This is a genomic window from Pseudovibrio sp. Alg231-02 (genome assembly GCF_900143565.1).
GTDB lineage: Bacteria > Pseudomonadota > Alphaproteobacteria > Rhizobiales > Stappiaceae > Pseudovibrio.
The window spans coordinates 1,183,586-1,205,499 of the sequence record NZ_FREX01000001.1; the positions used below are offsets into that span (position 1 = coordinate 1,183,586).

17 protein-coding genes are annotated in these 21,914 nt (G+C 51.0%); 7 read left to right on the plus strand and 10 right to left on the minus strand.

The genetic code is table 11. The annotated features are described in order from the left end of the window. Positions 1-27 precede the first annotated feature (27 nt). From DHN43_RS05220 to DHN43_RS05230, 3 genes are all read left to right on the plus strand, one after another. Positions 28-1,212: a Na/Pi symporter gene (locus DHN43_RS05220; protein ID WP_193757737.1), complete on the plus strand. Its 1,185-nt coding sequence runs from the start codon at positions 28-30 to the stop codon at positions 1,210-1,212. Between the two features lie 85 nt (positions 1,213-1,297). Further along, complete coding sequence (locus DHN43_RS05225) at positions 1,298-1,921, plus strand: hypothetical protein (protein WP_108818015.1); 624 nt, start codon at positions 1,298-1,300, stop codon at positions 1,919-1,921. A 125-nt stretch (positions 1,922-2,046) separates the two neighbouring features. Then, positions 2,047-2,985, plus strand: coding sequence for a DMT family transporter (locus tag DHN43_RS05230; RefSeq protein WP_199914769.1), 939 nt, complete (start codon positions 2,047-2,049; stop codon positions 2,983-2,985). A 50-nt stretch (positions 2,986-3,035) separates the two neighbouring features. On the opposite strand, the gene DHN43_RS05235 is transcribed toward DHN43_RS05230, so the two are convergent. After that, positions 3,036-3,935 (minus strand): LysR substrate-binding domain-containing protein, encoded by a 900-nt coding sequence (locus DHN43_RS05235; RefSeq protein WP_057463767.1) that lies wholly within the window; start codon positions 3,933-3,935, stop codon positions 3,036-3,038. A 194-nt stretch (positions 3,936-4,129) separates the two neighbouring features. Between DHN43_RS05235 and DHN43_RS05240 the strand changes: the two genes are divergently transcribed. Then, a complete protein-coding gene (locus DHN43_RS05240; protein ID WP_057463768.1) occupies positions 4,130-4,453 on the plus strand; it encodes a DUF1127 domain-containing protein in 324 nt (107 codons plus the stop codon). A 135-nt stretch (positions 4,454-4,588) separates the two neighbouring features. Here DHN43_RS05240 and DHN43_RS05245 read toward each other — a convergent pair whose 3' ends face one another. The 4 genes from DHN43_RS05245 to DHN43_RS05260 form a co-directional block, all read right to left on the minus strand. Further along, a complete protein-coding gene (locus tag DHN43_RS05245) occupies positions 4,589-5,467 on the minus strand; it encodes a LysR family transcriptional regulator (protein ID WP_063287123.1) in 879 nt (292 codons plus the stop codon). 429 nt (positions 5,468-5,896) lie between these two features. After that, on the minus strand, positions 5,897-6,715 hold the full coding sequence (locus DHN43_RS05250; protein ID WP_208994845.1) for a hypothetical protein: 819 nt from the start codon (positions 6,713-6,715) through the stop codon (positions 5,897-5,899). Between the two features lie 146 nt (positions 6,716-6,861). Continuing rightward, the gene (locus tag DHN43_RS05255) at positions 6,862-8,697 is read right to left on the minus strand and encodes an adenylate/guanylate cyclase domain-containing protein (protein WP_108817921.1); all 1,836 of its coding nucleotides are present in this window, start codon (positions 8,695-8,697) and stop codon (positions 6,862-6,864) included. A 23-nt stretch (positions 8,698-8,720) separates the two neighbouring features. Continuing rightward, positions 8,721-9,449, minus strand: coding sequence for a 16S rRNA (uracil(1498)-N(3))-methyltransferase (locus DHN43_RS05260; RefSeq protein WP_108818016.1), 729 nt, complete (start codon positions 9,447-9,449; stop codon positions 8,721-8,723). Positions 9,450-9,645: 196 nt separating this feature from the next. Here DHN43_RS05260 and xseA point away from each other — a divergent pair, with 196 nt between their 5' ends. Next, entirely contained in the window at positions 9,646-11,181 is a 1,536-nt protein-coding gene (gene xseA / locus DHN43_RS05265) for an exodeoxyribonuclease VII large subunit (protein WP_108817922.1), read from the plus strand. A 367-nt stretch (positions 11,182-11,548) separates the two neighbouring features. Here xseA and DHN43_RS05270 read toward each other — a convergent pair whose 3' ends face one another. The 4 genes from DHN43_RS05270 to DHN43_RS05285 all read right to left on the minus strand — a co-directional run bounded on the left by DHN43_RS05270 (position 11,549) and on the right by DHN43_RS05285 (position 15,728). Next, positions 11,549-12,382: a GNAT family N-acetyltransferase gene (locus tag DHN43_RS05270; protein WP_208994856.1), complete on the minus strand. Its 834-nt coding sequence runs from the start codon at positions 12,380-12,382 to the stop codon at positions 11,549-11,551. 149 nt (positions 12,383-12,531) lie between these two features. Next, complete coding sequence (locus DHN43_RS05275) at positions 12,532-13,899, minus strand: TRAP transporter large permease (RefSeq protein ID WP_057463773.1); 1,368 nt, start codon at positions 13,897-13,899, stop codon at positions 12,532-12,534. Continuing rightward, a complete protein-coding gene (locus DHN43_RS05280) occupies positions 13,896-14,567 on the minus strand; it encodes a TRAP transporter small permease subunit (protein ID WP_108817923.1) in 672 nt (223 codons plus the stop codon). The genes DHN43_RS05275 and DHN43_RS05280 overlap by 4 nt, the downstream gene beginning before the upstream one ends. A gap of 141 nt (positions 14,568-14,708) precedes the next feature. After that, positions 14,709-15,728, minus strand: a complete 1,020-nt coding sequence (locus DHN43_RS05285) for a C4-dicarboxylate TRAP transporter substrate-binding protein (protein ID WP_108817924.1) — start codon at positions 15,726-15,728, stop codon at positions 14,709-14,711. A gap of 450 nt (positions 15,729-16,178) precedes the next feature. On the opposite strand from DHN43_RS05285, the gene DHN43_RS05290 reads away from it, so the two are divergent. Continuing rightward, positions 16,179-17,009, plus strand: a complete 831-nt coding sequence (locus tag DHN43_RS05290) for a universal stress protein (RefSeq protein ID WP_057463776.1) — start codon at positions 16,179-16,181, stop codon at positions 17,007-17,009. Between the two features lie 197 nt (positions 17,010-17,206). After that, positions 17,207-19,924, plus strand: a complete 2,718-nt coding sequence (locus DHN43_RS05295) for a bifunctional acetate--CoA ligase family protein/GNAT family N-acetyltransferase (protein ID WP_108817925.1) — start codon at positions 17,207-17,209, stop codon at positions 19,922-19,924. A 24-nt stretch (positions 19,925-19,948) separates the two neighbouring features. Here DHN43_RS05295 and DHN43_RS05300 read toward each other — a convergent pair whose 3' ends face one another. Next, positions 19,949-21,622, minus strand: coding sequence for a thiamine pyrophosphate-binding protein (locus DHN43_RS05300; RefSeq protein WP_108817926.1), 1,674 nt, complete (start codon positions 21,620-21,622; stop codon positions 19,949-19,951). Positions 21,623-21,914 lie beyond the last annotated feature (292 nt).

The window sequence follows — 21,914 nt, forward strand, 5'->3', positions numbered from 1 at the left end:
GGTCGTGGTGAACTTTTATAGACGGATATGTCGGTGCAAAAAGATCCCCTGAACAACGACGAGCCCTATCTTGAGGATGAGCACCACATGCCACTGGGCATAAGTTTGCTCAACTGGATCTCTGTCGGATTCCTGATCTATTTTCTTCTTTGTGCTGTTGGCCTCATTGAAGCGGGCTTTGTTGCTATTGGTCATCAGACAGCCGAGCAGATTTTTTCCTATGCTACCAATCCAATTGCAGGCGTGCTGGTTGGCGTTCTCACCACATCTTTAGTGCAGAGTTCTTCTGTCACCACGTCCATTGTGGTTGGCTTAGTTGCAGCAGGAATGCCTATCTCCATTGCTATTCCTATTGTGATTGGGGCCAACTTTGGAACGACACTCACCAACACATTCGTGAGCCTTGGTTATGCGCGGGACCGTGCAGATTTCCGGCGCGCCTTTAGTGCGGCGACGGTTCACGATGCGTTCAACCTGATTTGCCTGCTGATCTTTCTACCGCTGGAGCTGGCCTTTGGCTTTTTGCAGAAAATCGCGATGGCTGTCGGTGATTTCTTTACGGCGCTCGATCCTGCCGACAATCTGATCACCGCAAACTTCAACTTCGTCAATTACTTAACCGAGCCCGTCATTGGAGAAATCCGTGAGCTAGCCTATGGGCTGGCGCAACCGTGGAACGGCCTCGTGATTGCGGCAATTGGTTTTGTGATGATTGTTATCAGCATCACGTTTGTGAGCCAGCTGCTCAAGCTATTGCTTGCCGGACATGCACGTCGTCTGGCTGAGACGATGACGTCTGTCGCTCCGTCCTCCGGCATTTTCACAGGGCTGATCGCGACCTTGCTGCTGCAGTCATCTTCAGCAACAACCAGCCTTATTGTTCCGCTGGCTGGTTCTGGCGTTCTGACAACAAAGCAGGTTTATCCGTTCACACTTGGCGCAAATATTGGCACTTGTTTAACAGCAATTCTGGCTGCATTTGCTGTGACTGGTCAGCGAGAGCTGGCGTTTGAGATCGCGATTGTTCATCTGGTCTATAACGTACTGGGTGTTGTGCTGATCTACAGTTTGCCATTCACGCGTTATCTGCCAGTACGCCTTGCCGAGTTTGTTGGTGATTTGGGTGCACGCCGATTTGTGGTGGCCGCGAGCTATGTGGTCGGCATTTTCTTTTTGATCCCCGCTCTTGGCATCTTCCTACTGAGCAGATAACCTAACTCCAGTCATCTTTCCCTATTGCAGCGCTGTGCTCTTTCGTGTGCCAAAAGCTGCTCTCTATTTACATGAGCTTGTTGTTATGCCTTTGCAAAACCGTGTTGCTCCCAATGGTGAGCTGTGTGCTGTCCCTGCCCGTGGCATGTTCATGGGCAATCGTGGTGGCCGTATTCATGATCCAGAGACGCAGAAACTGACTGGCCGAACGCATGCCTCTCGCAGGTGGCTGTGTTGCTCTACCACCTATAAAGACTGGCACCGCGATGTCTGGGGCAAGTTTTATACGGAACTCTTCTTCTTTGACGAGGTGACTGCGCTGGCCGCGGGCCATCGTCCTTGTTTCTTCTGCCGCAAGGAGGATGCACGGCGCTTTGCTGAGCATTGGAAATGCTGCGAAGGATTAGAGGTGACCCCAAGCTCTGACGAAATGGATCTGGTTTTGCATTCGCAACGGTGCGGGCACAAGAAATCACCAGTTTCCCTTCCACAGATCAATCCGCACGAGGATTGGCCGGAAGGTACTGTGGTTCATTGTGGCGACAGGTTTTATGCTCTGAGGAACCGTAAATGGTGGAGCTGGAGCTTTGAGGGATATACGGCGGCTGACCGAAAGTTGCCTGAGGACGTTACTCTTATTACGCCTCCACAGATCATTGCGATCCTGAGAGATGGCTACAGCCCCACATGGGGCATCTTTAATCTCTAATACTGACCTATAGACCTCTAAATCATTCGTTTTTCAAATGAATAGATGACGTTTATTCATTTGTTTCATCTCGCGATTTCATGCAGGAAGTTGCTTGGAACACTTTGAATTGGCAGGAATATTTCATGACAAGTGCTAGCGACGTTGATGCAGGCATTGCTATTTCTCAAAAGCCTCAAGCACTTAGTATGTTCGATCTCGCCCTTTATGGCACAACCGTATTTGCGTGGGGCTTCAGCTGGTACGCCTTGAAGTTGCAGGCGGTCATTACCCCTGAGATTGCACTTTTCTGGCGGTTTCTGTTTGCGACAATCCTAATGTGGGGCTGGGCCATTTTTGGCGGTCATAAGATGGCCTTTCCGCTGCGGGCTCATCTGAGCTTTGCGGGGCTTGGCCTGCTGCTGTTTTCAACCAACTTCCTTTTGTTTTATCACGGTTCACGAGAGCTGCCATCAGGTTTGCTTTCGGTGGTGTTTTCGCTTGCATCCGTGTTCAACATCGTCCTTGGCTTCATTCTGTTCAAACAGAAGGTAAGCCGTGCACTTGTGGTTGGTGCTGTTCTTGGTTTCTCCGGCATCTGTCTGATGTTTTATCAAGAGATTGCAGGCAGTACCTGGAATATCGCAGCGTTGGGCGGGCTTGGTCTATGTGCTTTGGGGACCTTAAGCTTCTGTTTTGGCAACATCGTTTCTGCACGTGCGACTGCCAAAAAGATCTCGGTTATCTCAGCCAGTGCATGGGGTATGGTGTACGGCACTGTCCTTCTTGGTGTGAACGGCCTGCTACAAGGTGCCAGCTTTGAGGTTCCGTTTACGCCGGAGTTTATCTGGAGCTTCCTTTATATGGTGGTCATCGGTTCCATCGTTGCCTTTGGAGCTTATCTGACATTGCTGGGCCGGATCGGCTCTGCACGCGCAGGCTATGCGACAGTGATGTTCCCGATTGTAGCGCTTGGCGTTTCCACCGCGATGGAAGGTTACACCTGGACTGCAACATCCATTCTTGGCCTGATGTTTGCGCTGGGTGGGAACTGGATCGTGCTCAGTCGTTCTGCCAAAAAATAAGCCCGGGGTTTTGAACCACTGGACTTAAAGCACTTCAGTAGAGAAGTCGCTTATTCAGCAGCTTCTGTTTCCATTCCGTTATACTCCATCGTGACGTTGCCAATGGACGCTACGATGTGATGGCAAAGCGCATCATGAACCGGCTCGATTGCCATTTGAGATCTGATGATGGTGATATCGCAAGGTGGAAGTGGCGGTAGGCCTTCTTTTTCTCCAAGAATACGCTGTCCCTGACGCAACGCACTGGCTGGCAGGATCGCGATGGCCAGTCCGGCATTCACGGCACCAGCAAGAGCTGCGGCGCTGGCGCTGGTATAAACCACCTGATGCTGAACGTTCAGATGATCAAGCGCGGCAACGCCTGCCTGTCTCCATGAGCAAGTTGTTGGGCCAACCGCAAGGCGCAATGGGCGCTGGTCATGAACGATATGCTCACGTGAGCCAATCCATTGAAGGGGCTCACGGCGCACAATCTGTCCTGGTACACTGGTACAGTCGCCGCTTGTGACGATTCCCACGTCCAGATCACCCTTTTGGATTCGCCGCCCAATTTCGTTAGAGCTGGAACATTCCACATCCAAATTGATGCAAGGGTTCAGCCGATTAAATGCTGCAAGTACTTGTGGCAACAGTCGTTCTGCGTAGTCATCTGGTAAACCTAACCGGATTCGTCCGGCGATCTCAGGCTCATGAAACGCAGAGAGCGTTTCATCATTTAAAGCAACCATGCGCCGCGCATATTCGACAAGACGTCTTCCGTGCTCTGTTATCCTAGAGTTACGTCCGTCTTTCACAAATATTGGTTGTCCGATACGTTCCTCAAGCTTCTTCATTTGCATGGAAACAGCGGACTGAGTTTTATGTACGGCATCGCCAGCCTTGGTAAAACTTCCCAATTCTGCGACGGCCAGAAATGTTCTCAATTGATCAACATCGATCGAATAAGGCATGGGCTCCCTCCCATTTGACGATGATCAATCAATCACGATCTTGAATGGATTTCAATCGAAAACATTCTCTTGTTTACCTACAACTTTTCGGTGATATTTAACGCATCGAACGACACCGTTCCCTCTTTTTATAACCCCTTATACCAGTTCCAATGGATGGCCAGAGCAGCCTATCCAAACGGGAGAGTGATACCATGACGCTTGCATTCCCTACCCCTTCTGAATATCGCAACCCAAATCGCGCTAATGCAGGCACCTTTGAACCACTGACGCTGGCTCACACATTGCACCTGCTGACAGCTTTGCCTCTAAAGCTCTGGAAACACTACCAGGATCGTCGCGCAATGGTTGAGCTTGCACGCTTGGAAGACCGTATGCTGGACGACATCGGCATTACTCGTGATGACGTCTTCAGCGCGCTTTCTGCTGGTGATGGTAAAGACCCAAGCTGGCATCTGCGTATTCGTGCCAGTGAACGCCGCTGCGCCGAAATGGAAAAGCGCCGCCAGCGCGCATAATTTTGTGGGAGCCTCAATTGGCGGCTCTACCCCTAATTGAACCGCCAAAAATTCATCACCCACATATAAAAAGGGCCTGCATTGCGCAGGCCCTTTTTCTTTTCCGATAACTCGGACTTATTCTTTGCAAACCACTCAGGCAGAGGCTGCGGTTTTCTCAAAGGACTTCGCCAGATAATCACTCAAAGCGTTTGCTGCTTTGAAATGGCTTTCCTTACCGCGAACCAGCTTGACCACGTAGTTTGGCAACTGCGGCAGGCCTTCCAGTTCCAGCAGCCCAGCATCAGATGCAACAAGAGATGAGCGCGGCTGAATTGTGATTGCCATACCGCTTGCTGCCGTCATTTCAACAAGACCTGGATTGCTTGAACTGTATTGGATACGGAATGCGCGTTCATCATCCTCAAGCGCTTCAACAGCAGCTTTTCGAATGCGGCATTGTTCCAGACCAACAGCCAATGGCAATTCTCTTTCACTGGCAAGTTTGAAATTGCTGCCAGCTGCCCAAACGAGACGCTCGCTGGAAAGAACACTCCCCTCACCAGCTTCGGCTTCATCTGCGAGGCTGCCGATGATGGCAAGATCCAGTTTGCCTTCTCCCAAAGCCTTACGAAGATCTGCTGCCGGTGCGCAGACGATGGATGCTTCAGCTTTTGGATTGTTCTTAGAGAACTCGAAGATAATCTTTGCGGTTCTGGTTTCGTCAATGCCTTCCGCAAGACCAAGACGAACCTTACCGGTCACTTCGCGCTCCGAGAACATTGCTAATGTCTCGTCATTCAAACGCAGCATCTGACGGGCATGGCGCAACAGTAGCTCACCATCCTCTGTCAGTTTTGAGTGCCGCCCTTCTCTCCGGAAGACCGTGCGCTCAAGTTTATCTTCCATACGACGCATTTGCATGGAAATCGCTGATTGCGTTTTATCAAGTTCTTCTGCTGCTCTTGTGAAGCTCCCAGTATCCGCAATCATTACCAGAGTTCGCAGAGAATCTAAGTCTAATAGTGCTGTCATGTCCCCAATCCATAACAATTTGATATGAATATACAGCAAACTGGTGGAAAGAAAACCGAGAGTTGGAATATAATACTTTATTATCGCAGTCGTTTCCCTCTTTTAGGGAGCTTAAGATGACCTATCACAATATTTCATATAATCAAACTTGCTCTTATTCTGGGTTAGCCTCACGAAAGAATCCAATAGTCAAAATAAAACCCGAAAGAGATCAATCAACTTGGAGTTACGATATAAAAAACACCTAGTAATTCTCTCATAGATAGAGAGTTATGCTAGATTAATTCATGTCGGTTTGTATTAGCTTGGACGATCAGGCTAGTTCTGAACTCTCGGTCTGAACGGAAACGGAGGAAATTGCAGTAAACAACTTCCTCAATTAGTGATCTTCATCACAAAAAGTTATCCTCAGGTATATGTGAAATATTGTTACCTATGAGATCGAGTTGGCCAAAAAACGTCGCAATATTGCTGCCAAGCCTCGCCCTGAGCTTGTTGCATTGCTGCCAAACCTCCAGACAAGGATGGCACACCCGATTCCTTCGCAGTGGATTGATGCGCCTTACGGCCTGATCCATTCCCCGGAGACGATGGCTTCTTGGCTCGTGTGTTTTGCGTTGTAGATTCTTTTGGTGACTCATTGTGCTCATCAGAAGCTGTGCTTGTGCCCTGCAGAGCATTTGTCCAGAATTCAAGCATCGGATTTTCTAATGGCATCATCTGCGACCAGAAGGCTTCCCGTGCATCCAAGATTGGGTTACGCGCAGCATCCGTGTCCTGATGTAACTCTGGACATCCTTTTGCAAAGCCTTGCAAGTAGGCCTCCATCATAGTGCGCTGAGGCCCTGCCAGATAATTCTTCATCATGTTGCCATAGGAAAGCATCAGTAAAATGGGCATTAGCTCCATCCAGCTTTCAACATTCATAGCATCTTTGCGACTGAGGTGGCGTTGCATGGCTGCACTGATGTTTTTATCACCACTGAACATGCTCATAACTTGAGAGAGCATAGCCTGCTGTGGCAACCCGGTCATCCCTTGCCATTTAGACGGATCAGCCCAATTCATGTATGGGAACTCAGGAACACCTGCAGATTTTGCACCCGACTTTCCAGAGGGCATTTCCTCTTTCTGCATGAAGGGCATAAAACCGTGGCTAGTCTCACAGTAGTCCTTATAGGCTTTTGCATAGTTTTGGCTGAGCATTTCCATAAGGGAAAACATATTGTTATTGGGATGTCGTAACATGAGGTTTTCCCCTCGTAAGCTTCTCTCGGCTATTTAATCACTCATCAGACGTAACGTCAGTTCCCTAATTTTGGATGTAGTATTCTGCAAATATTATGTCTAAGAGACGAAATTTGATTGAATTGGGTTCAATAGTGATACCCGCTCTAAACAATCCGGTAGACATCAACGGCCTCCTCACGGCCACGCAACTGATAATCTCCCAAATGTTTCGTATGAGATTTATCCCTGAGATGGTCCACCGTCGCGTTGCTGGCAAGGGCAATCACTCGGGCATCAGGATCCACCGTTTTGCCAAGCTCCTGTAGACGTGCAGCCACATTCACTGCATCTCCAACGACAGTATAGTTCATCCGCTCAATAGCACCGATGTTGCCGACAACAACGGTTCCTGTGTGAACTCCTATACGCAATCGTGGCTTTTCAGTCGCGCCCTCCTCGTTTTTAAGCTCTGTCTCCAACCTTTGCGCAATGAGATGTACTGCATCAATAGCTGCTTGCGCGTGGTTTTCCATGGTTTCCGGAGCTCCCCAAAACGCCATACAACCATCACCAATGTATTTGTCGATGGTTCCATGGGTGTGGCTTATGCAATCGGCAAGCTCCTGGAAGTGCGTGTTGAGTAAGGACGTGGTCTCTTCTGCTGTCAGCTTAGAGGCAACACCAGTGAACCCAGCGATATCAGAGAACAAGATTGTCATCTCGCGAAGCTCCGTGCTGTTGAGACCTTCAAATTCTCGTTCCAGCAACACTCTGACAAGGTCCTTAGGCACATATCTGGAGAATGCACTCAGAGCCACGCCTGCTGAGTTGAAGGCCTGGTTGGCTTGATCTACCTCTTTAAGCCGCGATCTTGGCAGCGCACTCAACCCTTCCATATTAAGTTTACGGATAGCATTTGCTTGGGTTCCGAGAGCCACAAACGGTCCTGCAAGTCTTCGGCCAATCAAAAACATAAGAAGCACACCGACAGCCAGAAAAGCCGTGGCTGCAACAAAGATTTTGTGCAGGTTCTCGAAGGGAACACTGAACTCAGACGCTAATACATAGCTACCGATGATGATGGGGAAGCGATTTCCGTTTCTCAAATCGTCATAAAGATACAGATAGGTGCCATGGGTGGTTGTGTCGATGTGGGCTTTATAATTGGTGTTGAGAGACCTGCGGTTGGCATTTTCGGACCAGATATTGCTCAGAGGTGTGTCCTGCAGATCTGAGATTAATGGGATCGGCTTTGCCTTGCTCGGCTTGAAGCTCAGAAACGCTTGCTCTGAGCTCGCCAGCACTTGATCTCGCCCATAAAGGATAAACGGAATCTGAGAAGCCCGCCACTTGATGCGAGCCATCAGTTGACCGAGTAGAGATATTGGATAATCCAACGTGAGTTTAGAGATTGTATTGTCGACCGGATTTCTGATGTAGACGGCAAACTGCATAAACGTTTCGCCTATGCCCTCATCATAATACGGAGGAGCCCAACGATGATTGCCGACTTCCATATCCTGTTCATTAGGAGGCATGACCATCATCTGCTGAACCGGCTGGCTCGCGTGATCTAACTGAACCGAGATCCGCCGCCCCGTCGGGAAAGTGTAGGAAATCCGCTTAATATTGGTCTGGCGTGATAGGATGGAAATCAACTGCTCACGTAAAGCTACAGGCGCGTTGTAGATTAGTGGATCTGACAGGACTTCGGCCGCTAACAGCCCCATCCGTTCTTCATTGCGGAAGAAATCTTCAACAACCTCAAGACCACGTTCGACAATGAGAGCCCCGGTTTCGCGCATAATGACGGTTGTCTGACGGTTTGTGGCATCAGATACATAAAGCAGCATGGAACCGCCAATTAAGGCCAGCAGCATCGCCGCACCAATGCTGAAGACGGCGGAGATGGACAGGCGCCATCTCTTGCGGTCTTTCTTTTTTGAGCTCTCTTTTTGGGGTTGCTTTTCAGCGTCAGCAGTCTTGTTGTTCAGGTCCATTCAGGCCTCCATTTGGAGGTACCTTAGAACCAATCTCCCAATTTTGCCTGAACAACGGCCAAAGCCGCGACGGCAGCTGTGTCTGCTCTTAAAATCCGTGGGCCAAGCGGGATAGCATGTACAAATTGTTTGCTATGCAAAAGCGCACGCTCTTCCTCAGAGAAACCGCCTTCCGGGCCAATTAATACGGCCAGAGGTCCTTTAGGAACATCTTTCAGTGCATCCAACGGATTGTGCGTCCCATGGCCTTCGTCACAGAAGATAATATGACGATCACCTTCTTCTTGCTCCCATGTTGAAAGAAGTTTCTTAAGTTGCTGCGGCTCCATTACGGAGGGGATTGAAAGCACGCCGCACTGTTCACAGGCTTCAAGCGCATTGGATTCCATGCGCTCTAGCTTCACCTTTGGGTTTTGGGTGAACTGGGTGAGCACCGGGCGTAAGCGCCCTGCTCCCATCTCCACAGCCTTTTGAACCATGTAATCCAGACGCGCCAGTTTCAGCGGTGCAAACAGATAGTCCAAGTCTGGCATCGGTGTCTGCTCACGCAACTGCTCAGTCACAATCAGGTGACAGGACTTACGCCCCGTCGGCAGTATCTGAGCCCGCCACTCTCCATGCTTGCCGTTGAAGACGAGCACATCGCCTCCCTCCTTCATGCGAAGGACATTCAGAAGGTAGTTGGCCTGTGCGCGGTCTGCCTCCAATTGAAGGCCTGCGCGGAGATCTTGATCGACAAATAAGCGTTGCATGCGAAACTCATAGCGGGACATGGGGGCACCATATGCCAAGCACACGGCAGATACCACTTTGCGCTTAAAGATTTGCTGGTGAGAACTCAATGTCTCAACAGGTGGAAGCGCTTCTCACGGTTCCCCTTTGCAATTGTCACGGGCTACACTAAGAGAGAATGGTTTACTTTTTGCCGCATATGAAAGAAGTCTGACATTGTCTGAACGCTCCAACATTGCTGAATATACCGTCTCCGAGATTTCCGGTGATATCAAACGCGAGCTTGAGGACAAGTTTGGTTATATCCGTGTGCGGGGCGAGTTGGGTCGTGTGAGCAAACCAGCTTCAGGGCATATCTATCTGGATGTAAAAGACGATAAATCCGTGCTTTCCGGCATTATCTGGCGTGGCAATGCTTCACGGCTCAAGGTGCAGCCAGAGCAAGGCCTTGAAGTCATTGCGACGGGTAAAATCACCACCTTTCCCGGGCAATCCAAGTACCAGATGGTGATTGATAGCCTTGAACCAGCCGGCGCTGGAGCGCTGATGGCACTGCTGGAAGAGCGCAAGCGCAAACTGGCGGCAGAAGGTTTGTTTGCAGAAGAGCGCAAGGTTGCCTTACCACGTATGCCACGCGTGATTGGCGTTGTTACGTCCCCAACTGGCGCGGTTATTCGCGACATCCTGCACCGCATCAGCGACCGCTTTCCTTTGCATGTTTTGGTTTGGCCAGTTCGCGTTCAGGGTGAGAGCTGCGGCTCCGAAGTTGCTGCTGGTATTCGCGGTTTTAACGCACTTGAGGCCAACGGAGCGATCCCACGCCCTGACGTTCTGATCGTTGCGCGTGGTGGTGGCTCAATTGAAGACCTCTGGGGCTTTAATGATGAAACTGTGGTTCGTGCGGCAGCAGACTCTCAAATCCCACTGATTTCAGCTGTTGGCCACGAGACAGACTGGACGCTGATTGATTTGGCCGCCGATGTGCGCGCACCGACACCAACTGGTGCGGCTGAGTTTGCAGTTCCGGTAAAGGCTGAGATGACCGCCCAGGTGGACGATTTATCTCGTCGTCTCTCAACGGGCCTGTTGCGCTTGATCCAAACACGCCGGACAGAACTGCGGGCAGCAAGTGCTGCACTTCCTGCTCCACGAGACCTTCTCGCTCTTCCACGCCAGCGCTTTGATATGGTGGCGGGTCGTCTTGAGCACGGCCTGAAGATGAACACGCAAATCCACCGGAACTCTCTGACAGCAGTTTCTTCCGGATTGCGCCCAATCACGCTTGAGCGTCAGGTTGCACAAGGACGAGAACGTCTTCAGGTACTGAAAGGTCGAGCTGTTGCAGCGTTTTCTAACCAGGTGCAACGACAGCGTTTACGTCTCACCAACTCTGCCGGACTTTTAGGATCGCTAAGCTATGAGCGGGTAATCGAGCGCGGGTACGCGGTGGTGCGTGATGAGGCTGGTGTCCCATTGGCTAGCGCGCAGGATGTTCAGGCGGGGCAAGCCCTGAAGCTGGAGATGAAGGGTGGTACTGTTGGTGCTGTGGCTGATGGAGGTGGTGTAACACCAACACCGCCACGAGCAGTAAGGCCAGTGTCAAAACCTGTCGTTGAGGCTACTGCGGAGCCGACTTCTCCTCCAAAAAACTTGGAAGAGCATGTGGCTCAGACGAAAGCAAAGCAGGCCATAAAACCAGCACGCAAGAAGAAAAATGTTGTCGATCCAGACGCGCAAGGCAGCTTATTTTAGAAGTGATTACGGAGGAATACCCTCTATTTCCTCATTATTGCGTGATTGAGAGATCAGGACTATATTGAGGAAGAGAAAGGGAGCTTCCGCCCCCTTTCCCGGTGGATTACTTGAAAGTGGCACGGAACCAGAGTACCAGTCTGTTCCGTGCTTTTTCTATTTTGAACTTAAGTTCAAGCTTCATCCATCGACCACCTCCTTCACCAGGCATTGCTACGATCGGAGTGCTTAATCTCTCCGACTGCATGGACTGGCTCACGCTGCTGCTTTGCAAAGGAGATGGGTTTCTGGATGCTACCGAGCCTCGGTAGAAATCACTATCCGAGAGACTAAGGGGTATGTGTGGCCCAAGCGAGACAAAAGCAGATCAGGCTGAGACACTCGATAATTCAACTGGTTCTTTGAGCAAGGCAAGATGGAAGCTTCCGTTTTGCCTGAAACCGATAGCCTCATAAGCTCTCGCTGCCGCCGGATTATCGGTGAACAGAACGGACTTCTGTACGCCTTGCTTCTTCACAAGATCCAGTGTGAGTGCAACGGCGGCTCTGGCATATCCATTGTTGCGATGTTCTGGTGGTGTCCAGACAGGGCCGACTTGCACGATTTCTGCGAGGGTTGCATTAAACCCGCTCAGCGCAACAGGTTGCTCTCTATCCAGCAAGACCCATGCATTGCCGCTTTTTTGCATTTCCATTACGCGGTTTGTGATGTGTTTGTCATGCTCTTTGCTGGCTTCACCGTCAAAGGCTTCCAGCTCATACGCTTTTAGCCAATCGAACAGTAATAACGTATCAGCTTCTGACGTTGGGATCAGACTGAACTGATCGCTAGTTGCTTTCTCAGAGAGTTGCAGGTCCTCCAAGGCCAGTTGATAGAGGCCTTCGCTGCGGTTGGTATTGTAGGCATTTGCGGGAAAGTTCAGTTTGTTCAATACAAATCTGGCTTGCTCACCATCGCCAACCATTCCGGCAACCGGGCGCTTAACAAATTCACGGAAGTGCGAACTGAGAGCTTCCAGAGCGTTCAAGTCAGGTGCCTGAGACATCAAGTTACCGTTCCAGAACTGTGCCAAAACACCCTTTAACTCGTCAGCTTCATCGTAAGCGCCCCAATACTCTCCCGAATAGAGCTCGCCCGTATATTCAAGGCCAGTTTGTTCGATGTTGTTGAGCAAAAACATTGAGCTGTAGGCGTGTTTCATCAAGAACGACCAAACTACCTCTTGATGTTGATTGGATAATTTTTTGATTTTCATGGCAATGCTCTTTGTTGGAAACCACAGAGTATGGCGCAACAAAAAACCCCGGTCCACCGACCGGGGTTTTCCATTATCTCAATTGAACAGCCATTTTACATCAAGGATGGCAGGAAAGTTATGATTGCCGGGAAAGCCACCAAGACAGCTACAGTCACCACATCCGCTACAAAGAACGGTGTCGCACCGCGGAAGACTTCCTGAACCGGGATGTCTGGACGCACACCGGAGACCACGAAACAGTTCAAGCCAATGGGCGGTGTAATCAGGCAGAGCTCGGCCATCTTCACAACGATGATGCCGAACCAGATTGCACAGGCTGCACCGGACATGCCGAGTGTGCTTTCTGCCGCGCTGACATCGAGACCACCATTCAGTGCCATGATCGCTGGGAAGACCACTGGAAGAGTGAGAACCAGCATACCGATTGCATCCATGAACATGCCAAGCACAGCATACCCAAGCAGAATGCAAACAATGATCATCATTGGTGGATAATCGAGTGCAACAATGAACTCACGGAATGCATCCGGAAGGCCTGCAAAGCCGAGGAAACGGACATAGACGAGTACACCCCAGATGAGCGTGAAGATCATCACCGTCAGCTTTGCTGTCTCGTGAAGGGCCAGGAAAAGCTGCTTGGTACGCATGCCTTTGTAAAACGCAGCCAGCAGCACCACGAATGCACCACACGCACCCGCTTCTGTTGGTGTTGCAAAGCCAAAATAGAGGCTGCTGAAGATGATCAGGATCACGCCAATGATAGGGAACGTGCCGGGTACAGATTCAAAGCGCTCTTTCCAGCTGTAGCCACCGATTGCAGGTGCTCCGCCCTGCCATGCGGCGATGACATAAATGATAGCTGCGTAGATGAGAACGGAAACAACACCGGGCAAAAAGCCAGCCATGAGGAGTTTGCCGACACTCTCTTCCACCAAAATGGCGTAGATCACGAGGATCGCACTTGGTGGGATAAGCGAGGCCAGTGTTCCACCAGCCGCAACCACCGCGGCAGACAGGCGTTTGGAGTAGCCTGCTTCCAACATTTCCGGGATCGCGACACGAGCGAACACGGCGGAAGTTGCTGTTGATGCGCCTGATACAGCAGCAAAACCTGCTGTGGCGAAAACGGTGCCGATTGCCAAACCACCTGGAAGCCAACCAAGCCAGCGCTTTGAGGCTTCAAACAGCTGCTTTGTCAGGCCAGCGTAATAGGCCAGAAAGCCGATCAGGATGAAGGTGGGCAAAACGGACAGTGCGTAGGTTACAGATTTGGAATGCGGGATCGTGCCAGCCATTTTTGCAGCGGTCATGACACCGCGTTCAAACCCGAGGCGCATGGAAAAGATCGCAACCATGCCCATAATGCCAACGAACGCTGCCGCAAAGGCAACACGAACACCAATGATGACGAGGAGCAAGAGCATCCCGGTCATGATGAGACCGATATCAAACGGGGTCATGATGCACCTCCGTGGGCAGGTGTTCTCATTTCAGGCCCCTCTTCTCCGTTTTCGGCGGAATGGAATGTCTCCTCAATTTCAGCTTTTGCATGCTGAGCAGCATCCATCACGTGCGGCAAATCCAAAACTGAGGCTGACGGGTTGATGATCAGGCGGGAGTAGCCAAACAGCTGAAGAACGAGGCGAAGCCACAACAAGGACAATGCAAGTGGAACAATAAACTTGGACGGCCAGGTCGGGATAGAAATATCCATCGTGCTGTCCCCAAAGGTCCATGCACGATCAAAGTGCAGGAAGGAGCCATACATCAACACCGATACAACGAGGAGGATTGCCAGCACACCGAGGAACTCTGCAATCCACTGAGTACGACCTCTGAAGATGCCGATTACCAACTCCATACGGATATGGCCGCCAACACGCTGACAGTAAGCGATGCCCATGAACGCAAACACGGCCATGGCTTGCTCTGTAATATCAATAAAACCGGGTACGGGCTGGTTGAACAAGTTGCGTCCAGCGACCTGAACGACAGCCAGCAACATCAAGACGAGGATGGATGTTGCTGCAATGAGGTTGAACAGGTTTTCGATTTTCCCCAACACGCCGTTAAAGCGGAGATAGGCCATATCCGACTTGGGATATGCGGGGCCGTTTGATTTGGACATGTTATCAGCCCGATTTTAAGAGAAATGTTGTGCCCTGCTCTGAGCGAGTACATTCGAGCAGGCTCTTAAATAAACCTCCGATGAGCAGCCCCATCGGATTAAAAAAGGCGCACCAAACAAAGTGCGCCTTTTGATAGGTAATTACTTACCTGCAATTGTGTTTTGTACGAGTGTGAGCAGTTCTGCTGCTGGAAGACCCTTTGCAGACATGTCTTCAACCCACTTGTCCCAGATAGGCTTGCCGGCAACAGCCTTGAAACCTTCAAGCTCTTCTTCAGTAAAGGAGATTTGCTTTACACCGTTTGCTTCCAGAGCTGGATAGAACTTGTCATAAACCTTTGCGTAGGTGTCCAGGTAGTGCTGAACTGCAGGAGCTACGCTTTCATCCAGTGCCTTTTGGAACTCAGGTGACAGCATGTCGTAGGCATCTGTGCTGACGACAACCGGGCAACTCACAGTGCCTGGGTTCAGGTTGTTGGTCCACCAGCTACCAGCTTCAACTGTTTTGAATGACAGATGTGCGTGAGGTGCAAAAGCAACTGCCTGCACGGTGCCAGAATCGATCGCCTGATACGCCTCAGAAGCTGTCACGGTTGTTGGAACAGCGCCAATGGTCTTCATCGCATTACCAACGCCACCAAGAGCACGTACACGCATGCCTTCAAAGTCGGCCAGCTTTGCAGGTGCATCGCCTTTACCCAGCAGATTGTACTGCGGCATTGGAGATGGCATCAACAGCTTTGCATTCCAACGACCCAGATCTTTTTGAACTGCAGGGTGATTGTAGAGCGCGAAATCTACCTTCACCTGAGTTTCCAGATCCGGCACGCCGAGGAATGGCAGATCGGTGGTGGTCAATGTCGGGTTTTTGTCTGCATGGTAAGATGCGCAGAACTGCGCCATCTCGAACGCACCGATAGAGATGCCATCAAGGTTTTCGCGAGATTTGGAGAGTGCTCCACCGTAATGCAGCTTGATTTCGAACTTGCCGTTTGTGCGTGTTGCCACTTCTTCTGATAGCTTTTCAACGTGCTCGGTAAATGCGCGTCGTTTGCCCCACAACGAGACATTCCAGGTCACATCTGCAGCCAGAGCTTCGCCCACAAATGCGGAGCCCATTGTTGCTGCGAGCGCAGCTGTCGCAACCTTAAGATTTTTCATTTATAAACTCCCGAAAATAAATTGGCCGTCCTTGCAATAGGCGCAAATCCAGCCCCTCCCTGAATTCCGTCAGATATAGAAATATCACAATTTTCTCAGTAATAAACCTTAGTAATTCGAAGATTTAATGACTATTCACATGCCCCTAGGTTCATTCGTTTAAAATATCTTTGCAGGGTGCAAGTGTATAAAAACTCTGCTTTTATTCAGCCAATAAGTTCTTCTTTGCCTAAAGTATAAAGACTTTAAGTATACCTATTTGGGTCGAAACTGGGCTACCTTACACTCCCTAACTTATAATAATAGTGAAACTGCATTATTTTTCAAAACCTTATCCCAATGATTAAGGTTGATAAGGATCAAAGCAGCTATTGCAATGCTGACCTAATATTTCAGGCGAGGGACAACCTCCCGTACCGCTAAGAAATAGAGGGCAAGGAGACAAGGCTTATGGCAATCAAGGACATTCTCACCATTACAGACCTGAACGGCGATCAAACAGCATCTAAGGTTGCTGTTGAATTTGCCCGTCAGGCAGGTGCACATGCGACAGGGCTTGCGCTGGCATTTGAGCCAATCGTGCCCGGTTTTCTGGCAGCACCAATGCCAACCGATTATTTGCAGGTTGCTAAAAATCAGGCCATCGATGCTGCCAAGACTTCTACTGAGAAGTTCAAAGGCTATGCAGAACTCGCTGGTATCTCCACTGAAACTCGTGTGGAAGAGATCGTCACCGGTGGCAGCCTTGAATCCATCATGGGTCACTGCCGCTTGAGCGACATGGTTGTGATTGGTCAGGACAACCCTGAAGCACCTGAGCCAATGCGCGAAATGCTGATCGAAGGTCTGCTGTTCGAATCTGGCGTACCTACGCTGATCGTTCCATTCATCTCTAAAGGTGATTTTAAGCCGAAGAAAGTTGTTTTGGCTTGGGATGGCAGCGCGACAGCAGCACGTGCAGTGCATGCAGCGCTTCCAATTCTGGAAATGGCAGAGCATGTTACAATCGTGATCGTGAACAAAGGTCTGCCTCTTGAAGGTGAGCCAGGTTCCGACATTGCAACGTACCTTGCTCGCCACGACCTGGAGATCAACGTTGATGTGATCAACAACCCACCAATTGGTGTTGGCGATGCGCTTCTCAACTATGTCTCAGAAAATGGAACAGACCTGCTTGTTATGGGTGGTTACGGTCACAGCCGCATGCGTGAATATCTCGTAGGTGGAGCGACCCGTGACATTCTGCATTCCATGACTATTCCAGTTCTGATGGCTCACTAATTTAGTCGGGGGGCGTCCCACTTTGTCTCCCGATCCTTGCCCATTTTGAAAGGGAGAGAGGTGTCGCTTTGCTGTCGCACCTCTCTTCTATTTTGAAGATCAAACGCCCTCCAGCTCCATTATGAGGGGCATTGGTCTGAATTGAATACCTTAGTAACAGCACCTAAAACTCAACAGAGTTTGACGGGAAATGCGCTATGACGATCTGCAATCTAGAGGGTTTGACCTCTCCACGCTCTATTGCCATTGTTGGCCCAAACAGCAAGCAGGAGGTGGTCCTGCAGCGTCTCATCGACAGCCTTGTTGGTTGTGGGTTTTCTGGTCCTAAAGCGTTTATTGGCTTGTCCGGAACTTCGGCAGATGGAATTAGGAGTATCGCTTCTATTCCAGAGGTGGATGGCAAAGCAGATCTTGCCATTTTGCTGGGAGACCATACTACAGCTGCAGATGACATCAGGCTTCTCGGCGAGCAAGGCACACGCGCTGTGGTTATTCCCGCAAGCGGCTTTGACAGCTGGCGCGATGAACACCTTGATGCGCTTTTGAAAGCTGCACATCCGTACAATATTCGAATTCTCGGCCCGGGTAGCCTCGGGATCGCTTCCCCACATTCCAAGCTCTCTACGCTCCTGACAAGTGAGCAAGCTTTGAAAGGGGAACTGGCGCTTATTTCCCGCTCCGGCACTATCTTCAACACCACCTTGTCCTGGGCCAAAGCCAACTCCATCGGGTTCTCTGGTGTTGTTTCTCTTGGTCGCCGCTTGGATGTTGATGTTTCTGATCTGCTGGATTGGTATGCGCAGGATTATCGGACCAAAGCGATCCTTGTGCACCTTGAGACCATTGCAAACCCGCGCAAGTTTATGTCAGCGGCACGGGCAGCGGCACGCTCAAAGCCAGTGATCGTTATTCGCAGTGGTGCGAGCCGTGACCAACACATTTCAGGTACTGCCCACTCCAGCCGTCTGGCAACGCGCGATTCTGTTTATGATGCCGCTTTGCAGCGTGCTGGCGTGCTTCGTGTTTACGACCTTGATGAGATGTTTGAAGCCGCAGAGACTGTCACCCGTGTTGCTCCATCAGCGGGGCGGCGTCTTTCTATCATCGCGAATGGTCGTAGTCTGGCAACACTGGCTGCTGACCGCCTTGCGAAGGTTGGCGGTAAACTGGCTCCTATCAGTAAGGAGACCAAAGAGAAGCTGTGCTCTTTGACCCGGACTGATGCGCGGGCGGACAATCCGTTGGTCTTGTCTGAAGCTGCTAGTCCTGAGGAGTTCAAAGAAGGCATCAGCGCTTTATTGAGAGACCCGAATTCCGACGGTGTGCTGGCCATTGCTGCACCGACAGCTTTTGAGGATTTCTCTCAGGTTGCGAAAGCCTTTGCTGAAGCAGGTCAGGAAGACCGCAAACGGCTCGGCAAGCATCAGGCTTTTGTGACTACGCTGGCTGGTGGTGCCAATATTCCGCGACAGGTTCTGGATGAAGCACGTGTGCCTTGTTATCCAAGCCCGTCTGGCGCAATCCGCTCCTTCATGCATCTGGTTCGATACAAGGAAGCGAAGGACCATCTTTCCGCTGTCCCAGACAGCCTGCCCAGCGATTACAAGCCCAACCTGCGACTGGCGAAAGAAACGATCCGCGTTGCGCTGGAGAACGGGCAGAAGTGGCTTACACCTTTGCAAACGAGGGAACTGCTGCGGGCTTATTCGGTCAACCAGGTAGAGTTGCATCTGGTCAAAACCGTTGAGGAAGCTGCGAAGGTTGCTGAGGTCCTGTTCGACAAACACGATCAGCTTGTTCTTAAAGTCAGCAGCCCTGATCTAACTTTCAAGTCCGATGTTGGCGGCGTGCATCTTGGCGTTGACAGCGTTGCTGGTGTGAAAGCAACTTTTGAGAAGATCCTTGGCAATGTGAAACATTCCTATCCGCATGCAGACATTACCGGTGTTGAGATCCAGCCAATGGTGACGCGCAGGTTTGGATTAGAGACTTATGCTGGCCTTGCGGATGATCCGGTGTTTGGGCCCGTGGTCGTGTTTGGCAAAGGCGGCACATCCGTTGAGGTGGTTGGCGACCGGGCGATTGATCTGGTGCCGATTGACCTTAACCTCGCCAAGGCAATGATTTCCCGTACCAGCACAGCCAAGCTGTTGAAGGGGTTCCGTAACCGACCATCTGCCAATGTTGCAGAGGTGGAGCACCTTTTGGTGAAGCTCTCTCAGATTGCCGTTGATTTCCCGGAAGTGCGGGAGCTGGACCTGAACCCGGTGGTGGTCGATGAGAATGGCATTGTTGTCCTTGACGCGCGTGTCGCGATCAGTGCTCCGGAAAAACGTCCGGGACGACAAGGCGCGTCTCGCCTGTCTATCGTGCCCTACCCTGTTGAATGGGAGCACACACACAAGCTGAAGGACGGTAAGACGATCCTGATCCGGCCAATCCGGCCTGAAGACCAAGGCAAACTGAAGAACTTCTTTGAGAAGGTTTCAGTTGAAGACTTGCGCCTGCGTTTCTTTGCTCCAGTCAAAGAATTCTCGCACACGTTCCTAGCTCGTCTCGTGCAGTTGGACTATGCGCGGGCTATGGCATTTTCAGCTATTGATCCTGAAACAGGTGATATTTTGGGAGTGGTCCGACTTCATGCAAACCCAGACCATACAGAGGGCGAGTATGCGGTGATGGTTCAGTCCAACCTCAAAGGCATGGGCCTTGGCTGGGTTTTGATGAAGTTGATTATTCGTTATGCGAAGGTCGACGGCATCCAGACCGTCAAAGGCGAGGTTTTACGCGAGAACACCACCATGCTGGATATGTGCCGCAGTCTCGGCTTCCGCGTAAAGCGCTCTCCTGATGATGATGCGCTTGCGGATGTTGTTCTGGACGTCACTACGCTTGATCGAGAGACGATGAGTTAGATCACCGTCTCCGATATTTTCAGATTAACTGGTCGCCATTGAGGCTTCGCGGATCTGCGACAGCGAACGGATTGGCGTGATCGCTTCTGGGTCCAGATGCAGGTGCAACAGAGCTGGCTTGCCGCTTGCTTTTGCAGCTTCAAAGGCGGGACCGAACTCATCAGCCGTTTTCACTGTGCTTGAGTGGAAGCCATAGGCTTTTGCAACATCAGCGAAGTTTGGATTGTGCAGCGTGGTTGCGCTGATGCGACCTGGATACTCACGTTCCTGATGCATCCGGATTGTGCCGTAGATGCCGTTGTCGACAACGACCACAATGATGTTCGCACCATCTTGAGCAGCGGTACCCAGCTCCTGAATGGTCATCTGCAGACATCCGTCACCCGCAAAGCAAACCACATCGCGCTCAGGGAACTTGAGCTTGGCTGCGACGGCTGCTGGCAGGCCATAGCCCATAGAGCCGGAGGTTGGAGCCAGCTGCGTGTTGTATTTGCGGAAGCGATGGAAGCGGTGCACCCATGTGGCGTAGTTGCCTGCGCCATTGGTGAAGATGGTGGTGTCGTCGAGGTTGTTCTCTATCCACTCCATCACTTCAGCCATTTGCAGATCACCCGTCACAGTTGGGCGAGCACCTGACCATGCCAGATAATCAGCATGCGCTTCTTCAACCTGGGCTTTCCAGCCAGTTTGCTGCTTTATGTCTAATTCTGCCAGAGCTTCGCAGAAACCAGCAGGGCTGGCGTTGATGCCCAGCGTTGGCAGGTACATGCGACCAAGTTCCTCTGCACCCGGATGGATGTGAACGACCCTTTGTGCCGGTACTGGAATGTTCAGCATGGAATAAGACTGGCTCGGCATCTCGGAGAGGATATCGCCGAGCAGGACAATGAGATCTGAGTTCTCTATGCGAGCTTTGAGCTTCGGGTTGATGCCAATGCCCACATCACCAGCGTAGCAGGTATGGCCGTTGTCAAAGAGCATTTGGCGGCGGAACGATACGCCAACCGGCAAACTGGTCTTTTCAGCAAAAGCCTTAAAGGTGTCGCAGGTCTCTTCTGACCAGCGTGAACCGCCGAGAATGAAGAATGGACGCTCGGCCCCTTCCAGCAGTTGTTTAAACTCTTCCATCTGATGATTGGATGGATAAGTCTCAATTGGGCGCATAGCCGGAACACGTTGTGCTTCAGCCAGTTCGATCAGCATATCTTCTGGCAAGGCCAAAACGACAGGACCGGGACGGCCTGATGTTGCGACATGGTAAGCGCGCGAGATCATTTCCGGGATGCGGTCCGCTTGATCAATCTCAGCAACCCATTTGGCGATGCTGCCAAACATCTGACGGTAGTTGACTTCCTGGAAGGCATCCCGTTCGCGCATATCGCGGGCAATCTGACCAACAAACAGGATCATCGGTGTGGAATCCTGCTGCGCAATGTGCACGCCAGCAGATGCGTTGGTTGCGCCCGGACCACGAGTCACCATGCAGATGCCTGGTTTGCCGGTCATTTTACCCCAAGCCTCTGCCATCATGGCGGCGCCGCCTTCCTGACGGCACAGGGTTATTGGAACGGAGGCATCATACAGCGCATCCAGAACAGCAAGATAGCTCTCACCCGGCACACAGAAGACACGCTCGGCGCCCTGATCTTCCAGCGCATCCACGATTAACTGACCACCGGTCCGCATTGTCTGGCTCATCCCTCACTCCAGTCCTAATTCGATTGAGGCGAAGATACGCGGATTATGCTCTCGTGAAAATCTGCAGTATTTCTCTTTATTATTCCTGGATGGAATGAACTGGGCAAAACACAGTGTGAATGATGAAGCCTGCATGACAGATTGAGTAGTTTGTTGAGTTACCCCTGTTTTTCACTTTCACAATAAATCTATGGCCCTAGAATACCTCCTAAGCCCGATTGATAGATTGGCAATTGCAGCCTGAAGGTGCACAACACCTCCAGAGAGTTTGCTTTCGCGTAGTTTTGATGGA